At 65.0% G+C, this 14,263-nt stretch carries 11 protein-coding genes and 2 riboswitches; of the genes, 4 read left to right on the top strand and 7 right to left on the bottom strand.

The window, feature by feature from the left end; all coding sequences use genetic code 11:
- Positions 1–481 precede the first annotated feature (481 nt).
- The 4 genes from WS96_RS33960 to WS96_RS33470 all read left to right on the top strand — a co-directional run bounded on the left by WS96_RS33960 (position 482) and on the right by WS96_RS33470 (position 3,158).
- On the top strand, positions 482–736 hold the full coding sequence (locus tag WS96_RS33960) for a RusA family crossover junction endodeoxyribonuclease (protein WP_059830118.1): 255 nt from the start codon (positions 482–484) through the stop codon (positions 734–736).
- The gene (locus tag WS96_RS01515; RefSeq protein ID WP_059830116.1) at positions 733–1,380 is read left to right on the top strand and encodes a hypothetical protein; all 648 of its coding nucleotides are present in this window, start codon (positions 733–735) and stop codon (positions 1,378–1,380) included. Before WS96_RS33960 ends, WS96_RS01515 begins: the two co-directional genes overlap by 4 nt.
- A 113-nt stretch (positions 1,381–1,493) precedes the next feature.
- The gene (locus WS96_RS01510; RefSeq protein ID WP_059830114.1) at positions 1,494–2,441 is read left to right on the top strand and encodes a hypothetical protein; all 948 of its coding nucleotides are present in this window, start codon (positions 1,494–1,496) and stop codon (positions 2,439–2,441) included.
- 138 nt (positions 2,442–2,579) lie between these two features.
- Positions 2,580–3,158, top strand: coding sequence for a hypothetical protein (locus WS96_RS33470; protein WP_156443543.1), 579 nt, complete (start codon positions 2,580–2,582; stop codon positions 3,156–3,158).
- A 179-nt stretch (positions 3,159–3,337) separates the two neighbouring features.
- On the opposite strand, the gene WS96_RS01505 is transcribed toward WS96_RS33470, so the two are convergent.
- From WS96_RS01505 to WS96_RS01475, 7 genes are all read right to left on the bottom strand, one after another.
- Positions 3,338–4,075, bottom strand: coding sequence for a transporter substrate-binding domain-containing protein (locus tag WS96_RS01505; RefSeq protein ID WP_059830112.1), 738 nt, complete (start codon positions 4,073–4,075; stop codon positions 3,338–3,340).
- A gap of 206 nt (positions 4,076–4,281) precedes the next feature.
- Positions 4,282–5,193: an ABC transporter ATP-binding protein gene (locus tag WS96_RS01500; protein WP_034209015.1), complete on the bottom strand. Its 912-nt coding sequence runs from the start codon at positions 5,191–5,193 to the stop codon at positions 4,282–4,284.
- Positions 5,194–5,238: 45 nt separating this feature from the next.
- Complete coding sequence (locus WS96_RS01495) at positions 5,239–6,213, bottom strand: ABC transporter permease (protein ID WP_059830110.1); 975 nt, start codon at positions 6,211–6,213, stop codon at positions 5,239–5,241.
- A gap of 64 nt (positions 6,214–6,277) precedes the next feature.
- On the bottom strand, positions 6,278–8,155 hold the full coding sequence (gene atzF, locus WS96_RS01490; protein ID WP_059830108.1) for an allophanate hydrolase: 1,878 nt from the start codon (positions 8,153–8,155) through the stop codon (positions 6,278–6,280).
- A complete protein-coding gene (uca, locus tag WS96_RS01485; protein WP_059830107.1) occupies positions 8,152–11,763 on the bottom strand; it encodes an urea carboxylase in 3,612 nt (1,203 codons plus the stop codon). The genes atzF and uca overlap by 4 nt, the downstream gene beginning before the upstream one ends.
- A 199-nt stretch (positions 11,764–11,962) precedes the next feature.
- Positions 11,963–12,619 (bottom strand): urea amidolyase associated protein UAAP2, encoded by a 657-nt coding sequence (locus WS96_RS01480; RefSeq protein ID WP_059830105.1) that lies wholly within the window; start codon positions 12,617–12,619, stop codon positions 11,963–11,965.
- A gap of 11 nt (positions 12,620–12,630) precedes the next feature.
- Positions 12,631–13,386 carry an urea amidolyase associated protein UAAP1 gene (locus WS96_RS01475; RefSeq protein ID WP_059830103.1) on the bottom strand — a complete coding sequence of 252 codons (756 nt, stop codon included), beginning with the start codon at positions 13,384–13,386 and terminating at the stop codon, positions 12,631–12,633.
- Between the two features lie 57 nt (positions 13,387–13,443).
- A riboswitch (guanidine-I (ykkC/yxkD leader) is annotated at positions 13,444–13,575 on the bottom strand.
- Between the two features lie 432 nt (positions 13,576–14,007).
- Positions 14,008–14,129: riboswitch (guanidine-I (ykkC/yxkD leader) on the top strand.
- Positions 14,130–14,263 lie beyond the last annotated feature (134 nt).

Below are 14,263 nucleotides of genomic sequence, written 5' to 3'. Positions count from 1 at the left end.
GGATCGTTGTCGGGCGCCGCCGACGCCCGACCGGCGACGTGCGCGAATGACCGAACGCGTCCGGCTACAGTCGGACGCGTTCGGCTGTTGCCGACCCAATTCAGCCAGTCGTCCGGTCGAACTCTCAATGACTGCAATGGGAGTGGGACCGGTCTACCCAACCGGGTTTTGTCGGCCAAATCCGACGTTGTTGCGGACTTGTGCGAGCCACGTGAGTTCGAACTCACTGCGCTTTTACGCTATTGGGGGTACTATCGACATTTCGCTGCGATGGAATAGGATCGTCCCGCTGTAGACTTTCTTTCAATTTTCCCATGCTTTGCCTATGCCTCATATCGTCGATTTCGTATTGCCCCGGCGACCTGTTTCGCATCAAGCGCGGAACGCGGATCATAAGAATGCTTGGATTGATTACGTCTATGGACGTGCAAGGCAAGCATGGCCGGTTACGCCACTAGTAGGTGTACCATTGAAGTTCACCATGGTTTACCTCAGCGATGAACCGAACCCAGGCGATATCAATAACTTTGTGAAGCCCGTACAGGACGCGTTGTGCGGCTGCGTGTACGGCGATGACTCTATGGTTAAGGACGTTTCGGCTCATATGCGCTATCTAGGCGAACCGAATGGTTTTGTGGGGTTGCCGCAAAAACTAGTGGAGGCGCTGGTCAATGGCGATGTTTGCGTCTATGTGGCAATTCACGATTCAATCGAACTAGCCGAGGTGTTTAAATGAGCGTCACTGACTCGCTACGTGCCGAGAAGCTTGTAGCGAAGCGGTACGAAGATCAGGGTTACACCGTGACCTTCGAGCCGTCGCAATCCGATATCCCTTTTCCGCTCCAAGGCTATAGGCCAGACATACTCGCGACCAAAGGCAGCGAGCGTCTTCTGGTGGAGGTCAAACGGGCCGGGACTCGTTTCGACACGAGCCGGTATGTGAGCATCGGCGAGGAGGCCGCACGGCACGGTTGGAAATTCATGCTCGTGACCGTCACCCCGGAGCAGCTAAACCCTCCCACGGAGGCTCCTGCAGCGCTCCCAGAAGTGGAGGCGATTCGGGAGAGGCTGCAAGAGATAGACCATGTCCACAACGCTATTAGGAACCCAGCTTTAGTATTGCCGGCACTCTGGGTCGCGTACGTCTCCGCTCTGAAGAGCGTTTGTCTAAAGGAAAACATACGCCTCGGCGAGGTTACGGACTTGAGCCTTATCAACAAAGCATACAGTGAAGGCGTTCTCTCTATTGACGAATACGAGAGTGCGCGAACGTTGCTAAAGCTGCGTAATGAGGCTGTTCACTCCGTCACATCAGTGATGTCCGACGCTCAATATGCGCTGCTGCGGGAAATGCTAAGCGGCCTCTTGGCTAAGCTGTAAAAAGGCCCGCCAAAGCGAGCCTCGTGGAGCGGGTTTTCACCCTATAGAACTTCAAGTCGTGTTCAATCCGTATAGGACTGCCGCAGCTTACGTTAATCAGTGAAGAGGTCAATATGGGTTGGAACGATCATCTGGACGACAACGAGCTTGGAAACCTTCCGCCTGAAGCACACGCCAATGAGTTCGATGTCGATGGTCCATTCGACGCGAATGACGACTGGCTTGAAACCGCGCCGCGCGATGAGCAACTCACTGCCATGCGCGAGTGGTTCTACGCGCGGTTTTGCGATCCGGCCCACAACACGCCCTACAACACTCGGGAAGGGGGTTATCAGTTCATCCACGGCGGGCCGCATTCACCGGACGAGGAACTGCATAGCCGCTTTGGCAAGATCGTGTCGGACGATGTAATCAATGAGGCTGTGGCAGATATCGAAACCGAAGGCGGTGACGAATGGGCACCGATTCTCCGCGAACCGGATGACGATGACTGGACGTGGGATCTGCCGGACATCCCCCACGCCGGAACTCCGATCTTCAAGCTGAAGGAGCGGTTGCAACAGGGTGCGGACGTTATGACATTGCGCGGAGACCCGCATGCTCAAAAGCTCGCGATCCAGCTGGTCTACGTCCAAACGATCGGCGCACTCGAAGCATTTCTGTATGAGACTGCGCTTTATTGGGTCGAAGAGGACGACGAACGTGTGAAGAACTGCATCACGAGTCTGCCGGCTTTCAAGGACCAGAAGATACCGCTTCGCGAGATCTTCACGCAATACGACGGCCTAAAGGCTAAGGTAAAGGAGTATCTGTATCACCTCGTATGGCATCGCTGGAGCGATGTTGCGCCGCTCTACGATAAGGGGCTAGGCGTTAAGCTCCCGAGCACTAGGGCGTTCCAGGACGCGCTTCAAAAGCGCCACGATATCGTCCATCGCAGCGGCGTCAACCACGAAGGAAAGCCTGTTTCGGTGGATCACGGAGAAGTCGTGATGCTGTCAGCAAAGGTCGCGGAATTCTGTCAAGTGGTTGCCGACGCGTTCCCGCCAGAGGATTTTTGAAAAAATCCGCTCCGGTTGAATTCGTCTTGTGCAGCCCCGGCCAACTTGTGCCCGACGACCAAGCGCGACAATCGTCTCCGACGGATGTCTCATCCGGGGGAATAGATCGACCGATACTGCGCTTGATATTTTCACACAATGAAAATGAACAGATTATTTCATGTTGATGTGTCTCACCTGCTGCACCCGGGCATGACAATTACGCTGGGTCGCGGACAAATCTCTGAGTTCGGCAAGAAGTGCCTTCGGCAATTCAAACGCATTGGTCTAAATACCATCCCCAAGCTGGAAAACGTGCCGCCAACTGTCAGATTACTCGATGAGTTCGGCTACCGGGAGTTATATCTTGAAATATTCAGGACTGGCCATCCTGAAATCGTTGACCTTGAAACCATATCCCGTCTGAACGCATTCTTCGCCGTTCGATCAATAGACGATGCTGAGAGGTATATCGAACGCAGCAAGTTTATTTCGAATCTTCCTATCTATGAGGTGCACACGAATGGCGATGTGTTCGAGGCCGACTCGACATGGCTGGATCAACAATTTCCTAGGGATTTTACAAAATCTGGATACTACTACGAAAAATACTGGAAAGGTCTTGAGATAAGTAACGATCCTTATCTAGCCAGAACTGAAAAACGCGGCTCCTTAATTGAGGTACTCATTGCATCTGATGTCACAATCGGAGATTTGGTGTCGCGTGATAAGAAGTGAGAACCAAGCGATAACTGCATCAAAGTTCGGCCTAGTGTAAATGACGCATGTTCGGAGCTACGTACAAGATTAGTACCGGCAACGGCCGAGCGCGCATCCGTCAGGTTCTTGAGTATTGCAGTCGTTCCGACGACAGATTTCTGCGCTCGCCGAACGGCCGTTCGTGGCCGCGTGCCGACCTATCCTGTCTGCAACACGGCCGGATCGATTTCGCGCGCGGTCAGCCCGAATTTCGCCATGCGGGCGCGATGGTCCGGCGAGCCGAGATATGAACGAAGTCGTCGGTTAACCGCCGCCAGAAGATCCCGGTTTTCCCGGTTGAACGAAAACGCGCCCAGCGGAGGCGTCCGCTGGTTGCCGTTTACCTCCGGCTCGTGCGCGACGTCCTCGATCATCGAGCGGCCTATCCGGCTCGCAACGATCCGGTTTCCCAAGGCCGTGCTCGCATAGGCGTCGATCACGCCGGAGAGAACGGCCGCGATCGCATCGGCTTGCTGCTCGAAGACGACGATCTGCCGCCGACTCACGCCCGACGCGATCGCGGAATCATGCTGCACCTGCCCTGCAATGATGCCGAGACGCGCATCGGGACGTTCGGCGATCGACGCATAGCTGCGCAGCGCCTTCGGGTTGCCGGGCCGGACCAGAAAGCCGTCGTCGATCCCCCACACCGGCACGCTGAACGCGACGGTATCGGCGCGCTTCGGCGTCACGAAAAGCGGCACGTTCATGTCCCAGCGACCCGCTTCGACGCCCGGCAGCAATTCGCCGAACGTCGTCGGGCAATACTCGATCCGGGTGACGCCTATCTGCCGGAGGATCGTCCCCGCGAGCTCGAGATCGGCGCCGGTGGCGGTGCCGTCCGCTTCGGTCCAGCCGAACGGCGGTTCTTCGATGTACGCAATGGTCAACTTCATCGCTTTGCCTCGCAAGCCGAAGAATCGATCGGGAATTCATCAGCTTACCGTGGGAAGTCGAGGTCCACTAAGGTCGACAAAATTATTCCGGGTGTATGCAGGTTGATGACATTTTCTTGACGCAACCGCCGATGAAGTCATCGATCCGGACATCGACCGCCTGATGCGACAGGTGTGCCGGCGTGGCGGAACGAATTGACTCCACGCTATTCGACGTTATCCGCGACATCCGTCATCCGGATCATGTGCGGCTTGATGCCGTCGTCTTCCGCCGTCGCGGCTTCCTTCGGATGGATCAGCGCCTCGAGCCGCGCCTTCGTCGCGATGAACTCGGGCGTATTGACCTGCGAATAATCGCGCGGCCGCGGCACCGGCACCTCGATCAGCTCCTGTACCCCGCCCGGATTCGCCTTCAGCACCAGGATCCGGTCGGCCAGAAAGATCGCCTCGTCGAGGTCGTGCGTGATGAACAGGATCGTCACGTCGATGTTGCGCCAGATGTCGAGCAGGTGCGTCTGCATCCTTGCGCGCGTCTGCGCGTCCAGCGCGCCGAACGGCTCGTCCATCAGCAGGATGCGCGGACGATTCGCGAGCGCGCGGGCAATCGCCACGCGCTGCTTCATGCCGCCCGACAACTGGTGCGGATACACGTCGGCAAAACGCGTCAGCCCGACGAGATCGAGCCACTGCAATGCCTCGCGCTCGGCCTCGCCGCTGCCGCTGCCGTTCATGCGCAGGCCGAACATCACGTTCTTCTTCACCGTGAGCCACGGAAACAGCGTATAGCCCTGGAATACCATCCCGCGATCGGCGCCCGGCCCGTCCACCGGCTTGCCGTCGAGCAGCACCTCGCCGCTCGTCTGCGCGTCGAGCCCGGCGAGGATCCGGATCAACGTCGACTTGCCGCAGCCGGACGGGCCGATCACGCACACGAACTCGCGCCGGTGCGTGCGGAAGCTGATGTCGTCGAGCGCGACGCACTCGCCCTGCGGCGTCGCGAAACGCTTGCCGACGTGCCGCACGTCGAGGATCACGTCGCGGGCCTTCAGGCGTGCGAAGCGCTCGCGCACCGCGTCGGATTGAATCAGGTAATCGGGAACGGCTTGCGGGTTCTGCATGATGCCCTCTGCGGAAATCGGTCGATGGTTACGTGCGGGCGGCGCTCACGCTTTCAGCGTGCGGTCCCACGGAAAGAGCCGGCGGCCGAGCAGCCCGAGCACGATGTCGGTGCCGAGGCCGATGATCCCGATCATCAGGATTGCCGCATAGACGTTGTCGAAATGCTGGTAGCGCGCCTGCTGGCTGATGTACCAGGTGATGCCCGAACTCGTGCCGACCAGCTCGGCGACGATCAGGTAAGTCCACGCCCAGCCGAGCAGGATTCGCTGATCGCGATACAGGTCCGGCAGCACGCCCGGAATCACCACGTGCGTGAGCAGTTTCAGCTTCTTCGTGCCGAGCGTCATCGCGGCCTCGAACAGCCCGTATTCGAGCTTGCGCGTGGTGTTCGCGACGATCAGCACCTGCTGGAACAGCGTGCCGATCACGATGATCGCGATCTTCGGCGCGTCGTAGATGCCGAGAATCGCGACCATCAGCGCGCCGAACGCGGGCGCCGGCAGGTAGCGGAAGAACTCCAGGAACGGCTCCTGCAGCCGCGCGAGCGCGCTGAACGTGCCGCAGACGATGCCGAGCGGCACGCCGATCGCCGACGAAATCGCGAAGCCCCAGAAGATGATGCGGATGCTGTGCCACAGGCTTTCGTGCAGCCACACGCCGTCGCGCGATGCGGGCGGCGTCGTGAACGCCGTGTAGAACGCGCGCAACACCTGGTGCGGCGCCGGCAAGTAGACCGGATTCGCGCGCACGCCCTCCGGTACCGCCGCGTGCGTCGCACGCGCATGCGCGAGCTCGTCGTCGAACACGTCGCGATCGATCTGCATGCCGGTCTGGAAATAGTCGACGCTTCCCGGGTTCGTGATGCGCATTTGCGGATGCCAGACGAACGGTACGTAGCTGATCAGGCACCAGACGGCGAACGGCAGCAGGAACGACGCCAGCCCGAGCGTCCATTTGCCGCGCGTCGTCAGCTCGCGGCGTACGGCGAGCCATCCGGTCGTGTTGCGGGTCGTTGTCATCGGAATCTCCGTATCGTTTCGGGTGCCGGTCGCGCGGATACCGCGGCATCGCGCGACCGTGCGTTCATTGCAGTGCGCCGCCGGCGGCTTGCGCGCGATAAGCCCGCCAGCCGCCGAAGCGCGTGATGTCCTGCGCATCGTCGAGCGCCACGCTTTCGCACAGGAAGCCCTGCACGCGCGAACCGTCGGCCAGTGTCAGCGTGCCGATGCCGAGCGGCGCCGCGATACCGGCGACGAAGCTGCCGTACGCTTCGACCGGCATCTCCCAGACCTCGACCGCGATCGGCGCGCCGCCTTCCGGCACGCGCACGAGGCCCGGTTTGGCGACGCCGCCGCTTGCGTCGGCGGACAGCGCATAGAGGCGGTAGGCCGGCGCGGTCGTGGTCGCGGCGACGAAGCGCGCGCCACGCTGCGTGAGCTGCCCGTTCAACGGCTCGCCGCGCAGATGCGCGCCGACGACGGCTACCCGCACGACACCCGCGGCTTCGGCACGCGCCGACGTTGCGGCCGCAGGCGGCCGACCGTCGTCGTCGTCGACGGCGGCCGCGCCGTCGCCCCACGCATGCGCGAGATCGAGCAGCCGCGCATCGTCGTGCGCACGGCCGACGAACGTGATCCCGAACGGCAAGCCCGCATGCGGCCCGGTTGCACACGTGCCCGCCGGCACCGCGATCGCCGACAGGTCGAGCAGGTTCACGAAGTTCGTGTAGTAGCCGAAGCGCGAATTGATCGCGATCGGATCGGCTTCGAGCGCATCGACGGTCGCGGTCGTGGCCGAGGTCGGCATCACGATCGCGTCGAGGCCGTCCCACGCGCGGGCCGCGTCGACGCGCAGTGCGGCAAGCCGGTCGAATGCGGCGAACGCATCGGCGGCGCTGAAGCGCGACGCACCGCCGACGATCTCGCGAATCACCGGATGCAGCGCATCGGGTTCCCGCGCGGCGAATGCGCCGATCGCGGCCAGCCGCTCGGCGACCCACGGGCCGTCGTACAGCAGCCGCGCAGCGGCCAGGAACGGGCCGAAGTCGATCTCGACGACCCGCGAGCCGGTCGCGCGCAGCCGCTCCAGCGCCGCGCCCCACGCCGCACGGTACGAGTCGTCGCCGAAGAATTCGAGCTGGTCGGCTCGCGGCGTACCGAAACGCAATTGCGCAAACGGGCGTGCCGGCCGCGCGCGCAAACCGTCCGCACCCAACAGCGGCTGCCACGCGCGCCCGTACGGATCGCCTTCCGTCACGCCGTGCGCGACGGCGAACACGGTGCGCGCGTCGTCCGCCGAACGCGCGAACACCGACACGCAATCGAGCGACCGGCAGGCCGGCACCACGCCGAGCGTGCTCAGCACGCCGCGTGTCGGCTTGAGCCCGACGAGCCCGTGAAACGCGGCCGGCACGCGCCCGGAGCCGGCCGTGTCGGTGCCGAGCGAAAACGTCGCGACGCCGAGCGCGACCGCCACGGCCGACCCCGAACTCGAGCCGCCCGACGCATAGCGCGGATCGAGCGCGTTGCGGCACGCGCCATAAGGCGAGCGCTGCCCGGAGAGCCCGGTCGCGAACTGGTCGAGATTGGTCTTGCCGACGGGAATCGCGCCGGCCGCGATCAGTCGCTCGACGACGGGCGCGCTGCGCGCCGGCGTGTACGCGTAAGCGGGGCAGCCTGCCGTCGTCGGTATGCCGGCGAGATCGATGTTGTCCTTGATCGCGAACGATACGCCGTAAAGCGGCAACGACGCGACGTCGCGCCCAGCGAGCGCGTCGGCATACGGCATCATCTCGTCGCGCGTCAGCGGCCGGATCCACGCATGGTGCGGGTCGCCCGCGTCGAAATGCGCGGCGATCGCGTCGACGAGCGCAGGCGGCGTCAGGCCGCCTGCCGCGTAGCGCGCGCGCAGCGCGGCAATCGAGTGCAGCCCCGGCAGGATCGAGCGTTGCGTCGTGCTCATGCGACCTCCTCGGCGGCGCCCGCCTTCATCACCATCAACCGCTGGCCGGCCACCACCGCCGTGCCCGGCGCGCAATCGATCGTCTCGATCGTGCCGTCTTCCGTTGCCGTCACCGCCACCTCCATCTTCATCGACTCGACGATCGCGACGACCTGCCCTTCGGTCACGCGCTCGCCGGTTTCCACCAGCACCTTCCACACGCTGCCCGATACGTCCGCGGCGATCGCTCGCTGCGTATCGTCGAGCGTGCCCGCTACCCGGTCCGCCTGCGCGTCGCCCTGCTCCGCGTCGCCGACGTATTCCGCGTGGCCGGCCGCGCGCCAGCGCTCGCGCTCCGCATCGAACGCGGCCTGCTGCGTCGCCTTGAACGCGGCGATCGAATCCGCTTCATCGCGCAGGAAGCGGTTGTATTCGCGCAGATCGAACACGGATTCCTCGATCTTCAGCGTCGCGCGGCCCGCGATGAAATCCGCGCGCAACGCACTCAGCTCGGCCTCGCTGACTTCGTAGAACCGGATCTCGTCGAAGAAACGCAGCAGCCACGGCTTGCCGGCCTCGAATTCGCGCGTGGTGCGATGGCGATTCCACATCTGCACGGTTCGGCCAACGAATTGATAGCCACCCGGCCCTTCCATCCCGTACACGCACAGATACGCGCCGCCGATGCCGACCGCGTTCTCCGGCGTCCAGGTGCGCGCGGGGTTGTACTTCGTCGTCACGAGCCGGTGCCGCGGATCGATCGGCGTCGCGACGGGCGCACCGAGATAGACGTCGCCGAGCCCCATCACCAGATAGCGCGCGTCGAACACGATGCGCTTCACGTCGTCGATGCTCGGCAGGCCGTTGATGCGCCGGATGAACTCGATATTGCTCGGACACCACGGCGCATCGGGCCGCACCGACTGCATGTAGCGCTCGATCGCGACGCGCGTCGACGGGTCGTCCCACGACAGCGGCAGATGGACGATGCGGTTTGGCACGCGCATGTCGGCCACGTCGGGCAGCTCGCGCTCGGCGGCCTGCAGATGCGCGAGCAGGGTGGCCAGCGGCAGCGTCCGCGCGTCGAACTGCACCTGGAGCGAGCGGATGCCCGGCGTCAGGTCGAGCATGCCGGGCAGCCGGTGCGCGTCGAGCCAGCACATCAGGGCGTGCACGCGAAAGCGCAGGTTCAGGTCGAGCACGAGCGGCCCGTATTCGACCAGCACGTTGCGATCGCCCGAGCGCCGGTAGACGACGCCGATGCCGCCGCCCGCGGACGGGTCGCGATGCAGCACGCAATCGCCGGATGCGGCAACGGCAACGTCGCTCGCCGACTGCACGACCGCGGCGGCCGATTTCCCGTCCGGCATCCCGGTCGACACGCCCGCGCGCACGAACCGCACGGTGTCGCCTGGCCGCAACTGCCCGAGCTTCCACAGCTCGTCGCGCACGACCGTGACCGGACACACGAAGCCGCCGAGGCTCGGCCCGTCCGGGCCGAGAATCACCGGCATGTCCCCGGTGAAATCGACGGCGCCGATCGCGTACGCGTTGTCGTGGATGTTCGACGGATGCAGCCCCGCCTCGCCGCCGTCCGCTCGCGCCCATTGCGGCTTCGGGCCGATCAGCCGCACGCCCGTGCGGCTGGAGTTGTAATGGACGGTCCACTGCGTGCCGTACAGCATCGCGATATCGTCCGGCGTGAAGAAATCCGGCGCGCCATGCGGACCGTCGAGCACGCCGAGCGTCCACGCATGCGTCAGCACGGGCACATCGGCCGCGGCCAGCGTCGCGCCGGCGTCGCCGCGCCCGGCGTCCGCGTGCAGATGCAGCACGTCGCCCTTGCGCAGCGCACGGCCGGCATGGCCGCCGAACTGGCCGAGCGTAAAGGTCGCCTTGCTGCCGAGATAGTCGGGCACCTGCAGCCCGCCCTTGACCGCGAGACACGCGCGCACGCCCGCGCCCGTCACGCCGCCCAGTTTCAATACCGCGCCCGCTCGTGCGCGCACGACCTGCCAGAACCGCACGGGTTCGCCGTCGAGCGTGGCCGCGAGCGGCGCGCCGCCGAGCACGAACAGCGTCGCGGTATTGAAGCGCAGCGTCGCGCCGACCATCGTGAATTCCAGCCCGGCCGCGTCGCGCGCGTTGCCGAGCAGCGCGTTCGCGAGGTCGAACGCGCGATCGTCCATCGGGCCCGATGGCGGCACGCCGACGCTCCAGTAACCGACGCGCCCGGGCGCCTGCTGCACGGTGGTCTGCACGCCGCCGTCGAGCACGTCGATCGTGTGCGGCGCGAACGCGAAACGCGACAGGAAGGCGGTCGTCGGCGCACCGCGCGCGAACGTGTCCGACCCGACGACCGCACGCAGGTAGTCGAGGTTGGTCTCGATTCCGTACAGCTCGGTATGGTCGAGCGCGGCACGCAGCGCGGCCAGCGCATCGCGCCGCGTGTCGCCGCGCACGATCAGCTTCGCGAGCAGCGGATCGTAATGTGCGCTGATCTCCGTGCCGGCCTCGATCCAGCCGTCGACCCGCACGTTTTCGGGAAACGCGACGTGCGTGAGCAGCCCGGCGCTCGGCTGGAATTGCTTGTGCGGATCCTCCGCATAGAGCCGCACCTGGATGCTCGCGCCGCGCGGTGCGACGGCAAGCGTGTCGAGCGGCGGCAGGTCGCCTTCGGCCTGCAGGATCATCCATTCCACGAGATCGACGCCCGTCACTGCCTCGGTCACGCAATGCTCGACCTGCAGCCGCGTGTTCACCTCGAGGAAATAGAACCGCCGCGCGGTCGCGTCGAACACGAATTCGACCGTGCCGGCCGACGCGTAGCCCACCGCGCGCGCGAGCCGCACCGCACTTGCGTGCAGCGCGTCGCGCTCGGCGTCGGTCAGCTCGGGCGCGGGCGTTTCCTCGATCACCTTCTGGTTGCGCCGCTGCACGGAGCAATCGCGTTCGCCGAGCGCGATCGCGCCGCCGCGGCCGTCGCCGAAGATCTGCACTTCGATGTGCCGCGCGCGTTCGACGAACTTCTCGAGATAGACGCCCGCATGCGCGAAGTTCGCGGTGCCGAGCCGCACGACGGATTCGAAAGCCGCCGCGAGTTGCGCGGCATCGCGGCACAGCGACATGCCGATGCCGCCGCCGCCCGCGGTGCTCTTCAGCATCACCGGATAGCCGATCGCGTCGGCTTCGGCGAGCGCCGTTGCCACGTCGTCGAGCAGCCCGGTGCCGGGCAGCAGCGCGACGCCGTGCGCGGCGGCGAGTTCGCGCGCGGTGTGCTTGAGGCCGAACGCGCGCATGTGATCGCCGCGCGGCCCGATGAACCGCAGGCCCGCCGCTTCGCATGCGTCGGCAAAGCCGGCGTGCTCGGACAGGAAGCCGTAGCCGGGGTGCACGGCCTGCGCGCCGGTCTCGCGCGCGGCGGCGAGGATGGCCGCGACGTTCAGATAGCTATCGGCCGCCGGTGCGGGGCCGACGCGCACGGCTTCGTCGGCGAGCGCCACGTGGCGCGCGTCGCGATCGGCATCCGAATAGATCGCGACCGACGCGATGCCGAGCCGCTTGAGCGTGCGGATCACGCGGCACGCAATTTCGCCGCGATTGGCGACGAGGACTTTGGCAAATCTCATGTTGCCTCCCTCAGGGCCGCGCCAAGGGGCGTAGCGGGGAATTCGCGGAGCATCGCTCCGCGCCCGCGCAGCCGGCCGGCTTTGCAAAGCCGGCCGTGGATGGCACCGGCCCCTTCTGCGCGCAGCGAACGTGTCGATCCGGCGAAGCGCTGCGGCGCGTGCTCCGGTCCCATGCAAAGCCGGTGAGCGTGACGATCATTCATTCGGCCTCCCAAATCATGAGGCGCACGGGCGTCGGGTTGTAGCCGTTGCATGGGTTGTTGAGTTGCGGGCAGTTCGAGATCAGCACCGTGACGTCCATCTCCGCACGCATCTCGACGTACTTGCCGGGCGCGGAGATGCCGTCCTCGAACGTGAGACCGCCGAGCGACGTGACGGGCACGTTCATGAAGAAATTCACGTTGCCGACCAGGTCGCGCTTGGTGAGCCGCGCGCCGGCACCGCACGTGCAGTGCGCGATCGCGTTGAGGAAGCTGTCGCGGCAGTTGTGCATGTAACGCTTGTCGAGCGCATAGCGCACCGTGTTGCTCTCGGCCGCGCACGCGCCGCCGAGCGTGTCGTGGCGGCCGCACGTGTCGGCGACGATCGTCGCCATCGGGTTGCCGCGGTTCGACACGAGCACGCTTCCCGCGCTCAGGTACAGGTTGCGCTGCGCGCGGATCGTGTCCTGCGCGCTATAGCGCTCTTCCGTATCGTCGGTGCGGTAGAACAGCGTGTCGACGGCCTGGTTGCCTTCCAGGTCGAGAATGCGTAAGGTCTGCCCGCGCTTCAGGTCGTGCAGCCACGGGTCGCCCGCATTCAGCGTGATGTCGTGGACCGCATCGCGCGGGTCGAGACGGCTTTCGATGATCGGCATGGTCTCGCTCCTCATGCGAACAGACGGTCGGTGTTGGCGAACCCGCGCGTATTCTCCACGCATGCGCGCCGGCACGGGTCGTCTTCGGGCGCCGCGCCATCGGCCGGATACGCGCGATACGCGATCAACTTCACGGCTTTCGGCGCGTAGTCCGGACGCGGATCGAGCGGATGCGGCGCGGTAGAAAACGCCGCGAGCGTATTCATCTCGAAGCGCAGGTCGAACGCGCTGCCGGCCGGCGAATGTCCGGCGACGAATTCGAGCGTGCCGTCGTCGCGCGTGGCCAGCTTGCTGAAGAAATTGACGTTCGCGGCGAGATCGCGCGCCGACAGGCCGTATTTCGCGAGCTCGAGCACGAGGCTGTCGCGGCCGTTGCGGATCATCGCGTTGCGGTCGGCCTGGTACGACGTCGTGCCGTACTTGTGCGCGAACAGCCGCGCATCGCCGACGCCGCCGAGCGGGTCGTGCCAGCCGAGCGTGTCGGCCGTGATCGACGCGATCACGCGCCCCATGTCCGTATACAGCGCATGGCCGCGCGTGAGATGCGCGGTGTGCTGCGCCTTCAGCGTGTCGGCCATGTTGTAGCGTTCGAGCAGGTCTTCCTGGCGATGAAAGACGGCGGACAGGTTCGCGCCGCCGTCGACATCGACGATGCGCAGCGCGAGACCGCGACGCAGGATGCCGGACCAGTGGGTTCCGGCGGGAATCAGCGTTTCCCACGCGATGTGTGGCGGTGGGGCAAGGACGGCTTGGGGGCTCGGCGACATGGCGGCTCCGGGGTCGGTTGGACAAAAGGCGTGAGAGGGCGACCGAACGACATCGCGACCTCCCGGGCTTTTATCCCTCCGTGGAGCCTCGCCGTTTCCTCGCATCGAGGCGAAGGCAAGACCGGATTGCTCTCGGACCAGGCATCGCGCGGCGCACGCCGCACGACCGGAACCCTAGCGATCCTGAAGATGATGCAAATTGCTTCGCACCTCTCGAGCATCGAACAAGCGAGTTGCGTGCCAGCCGCCGTCCAATGACCGTACGACGCGGCCCGGCGGCGCGATGCCGCGCGAGATGCGAACGGCGGACGCATTCGCTTGCCCTCGCGGCGGGCGCGCGGCGCACCATGCGCACGCAACCGCGCACCGGCGCAGTGCGCATCGCAGGCTCGCGCACCGCGCGATCCGCGATGGCATGGGCATTGCTGAATCCGTGCACCTTCACTTCGTCGCCGATCCTTCATGAACAAGCTCGACCTGCTCCGGCGCGTACTGCACGCGCTGTTCGCCGCCCGCTTCATCGAACTTCAGCGCCCCCTGCGCCGCCGTTGAATCGCATGGCCGCGCGACGTTGGCACGCTTCTCGCTCGGCATGACGCCGAGAGGTGCGGCGGCGTCGCATCTTAGGGGTGCTAGGGTTCCGGTTCGTCGAACGTCTGGTCCGAGAGCAGCCCGGCACGCGTTCATCCTGTCGCGAGACCGGATGCGCACGTGCTACACGGCGGGACAAAAGCCCGGGAGATTGGCGATGGCAACGGCCGTCGCGCCTCTCCGTGGCCGCTTCGTTCGTTCCGCATCCGCAGGAACCGGTCACGCGGCCGGACCGTGCGCACGCGCACAGTCCTATCGACGATCCCGATCCCGGTCTCCTGGAGAA

It is taken from the genome of Burkholderia sp. MSMB1835 (assembly GCF_001526365.1).
Taxonomy (GTDB): domain Bacteria; phylum Pseudomonadota; class Gammaproteobacteria; order Burkholderiales; family Burkholderiaceae; genus Burkholderia.
This window is presented reverse-complemented; position numbering and strand designations above follow the sequence as displayed.

Coding starts and splice junctions, on each gene's coding strand:
- WS96_RS01480 (WP_059830105.1), bottom strand. CDS start 12,619: ATGCCGATCATCGAAAGCCGTCTCGACCCGCGCGATGCGGTCCACGAC.
- WS96_RS33960 (WP_059830118.1), top strand. CDS start 482: ATGGTTTACCTCAGCGATGAACCGAACCCAGGCGATATCAATAACTTT.
- WS96_RS01510 (WP_059830114.1), top strand. CDS start 1,494: ATGGGTTGGAACGATCATCTGGACGACAACGAGCTTGGAAACCTTCCG.
- WS96_RS01475 (WP_059830103.1), bottom strand. CDS start 13,386: ATGTCGCCGAGCCCCCAAGCCGTCCTTGCCCCACCGCCACACATCGCG.
- WS96_RS33470 (WP_156443543.1), top strand. CDS start 2,580: ATGAAAATGAACAGATTATTTCATGTTGATGTGTCTCACCTGCTGCAC.
- WS96_RS01500 (WP_034209015.1), bottom strand. CDS start 5,193: ATGCAGAACCCGCAAGCCGTTCCCGATTACCTGATTCAATCCGACGCG.
- uca (WP_059830107.1), bottom strand. CDS start 11,763: ATGAGATTTGCCAAAGTCCTCGTCGCCAATCGCGGCGAAATTGCGTGC.
- WS96_RS01505 (WP_059830112.1), bottom strand. CDS start 4,075: ATGAAGTTGACCATTGCGTACATCGAAGAACCGCCGTTCGGCTGGACC.
- atzF (WP_059830108.1), bottom strand. CDS start 8,155: ATGAGCACGACGCAACGCTCGATCCTGCCGGGGCTGCACTCGATTGCC.
- WS96_RS01495 (WP_059830110.1), bottom strand. CDS start 6,213: ATGACAACGACCCGCAACACGACCGGATGGCTCGCCGTACGCCGCGAG.
- WS96_RS01515 (WP_059830116.1), top strand. CDS start 733: ATGAGCGTCACTGACTCGCTACGTGCCGAGAAGCTTGTAGCGAAGCGG.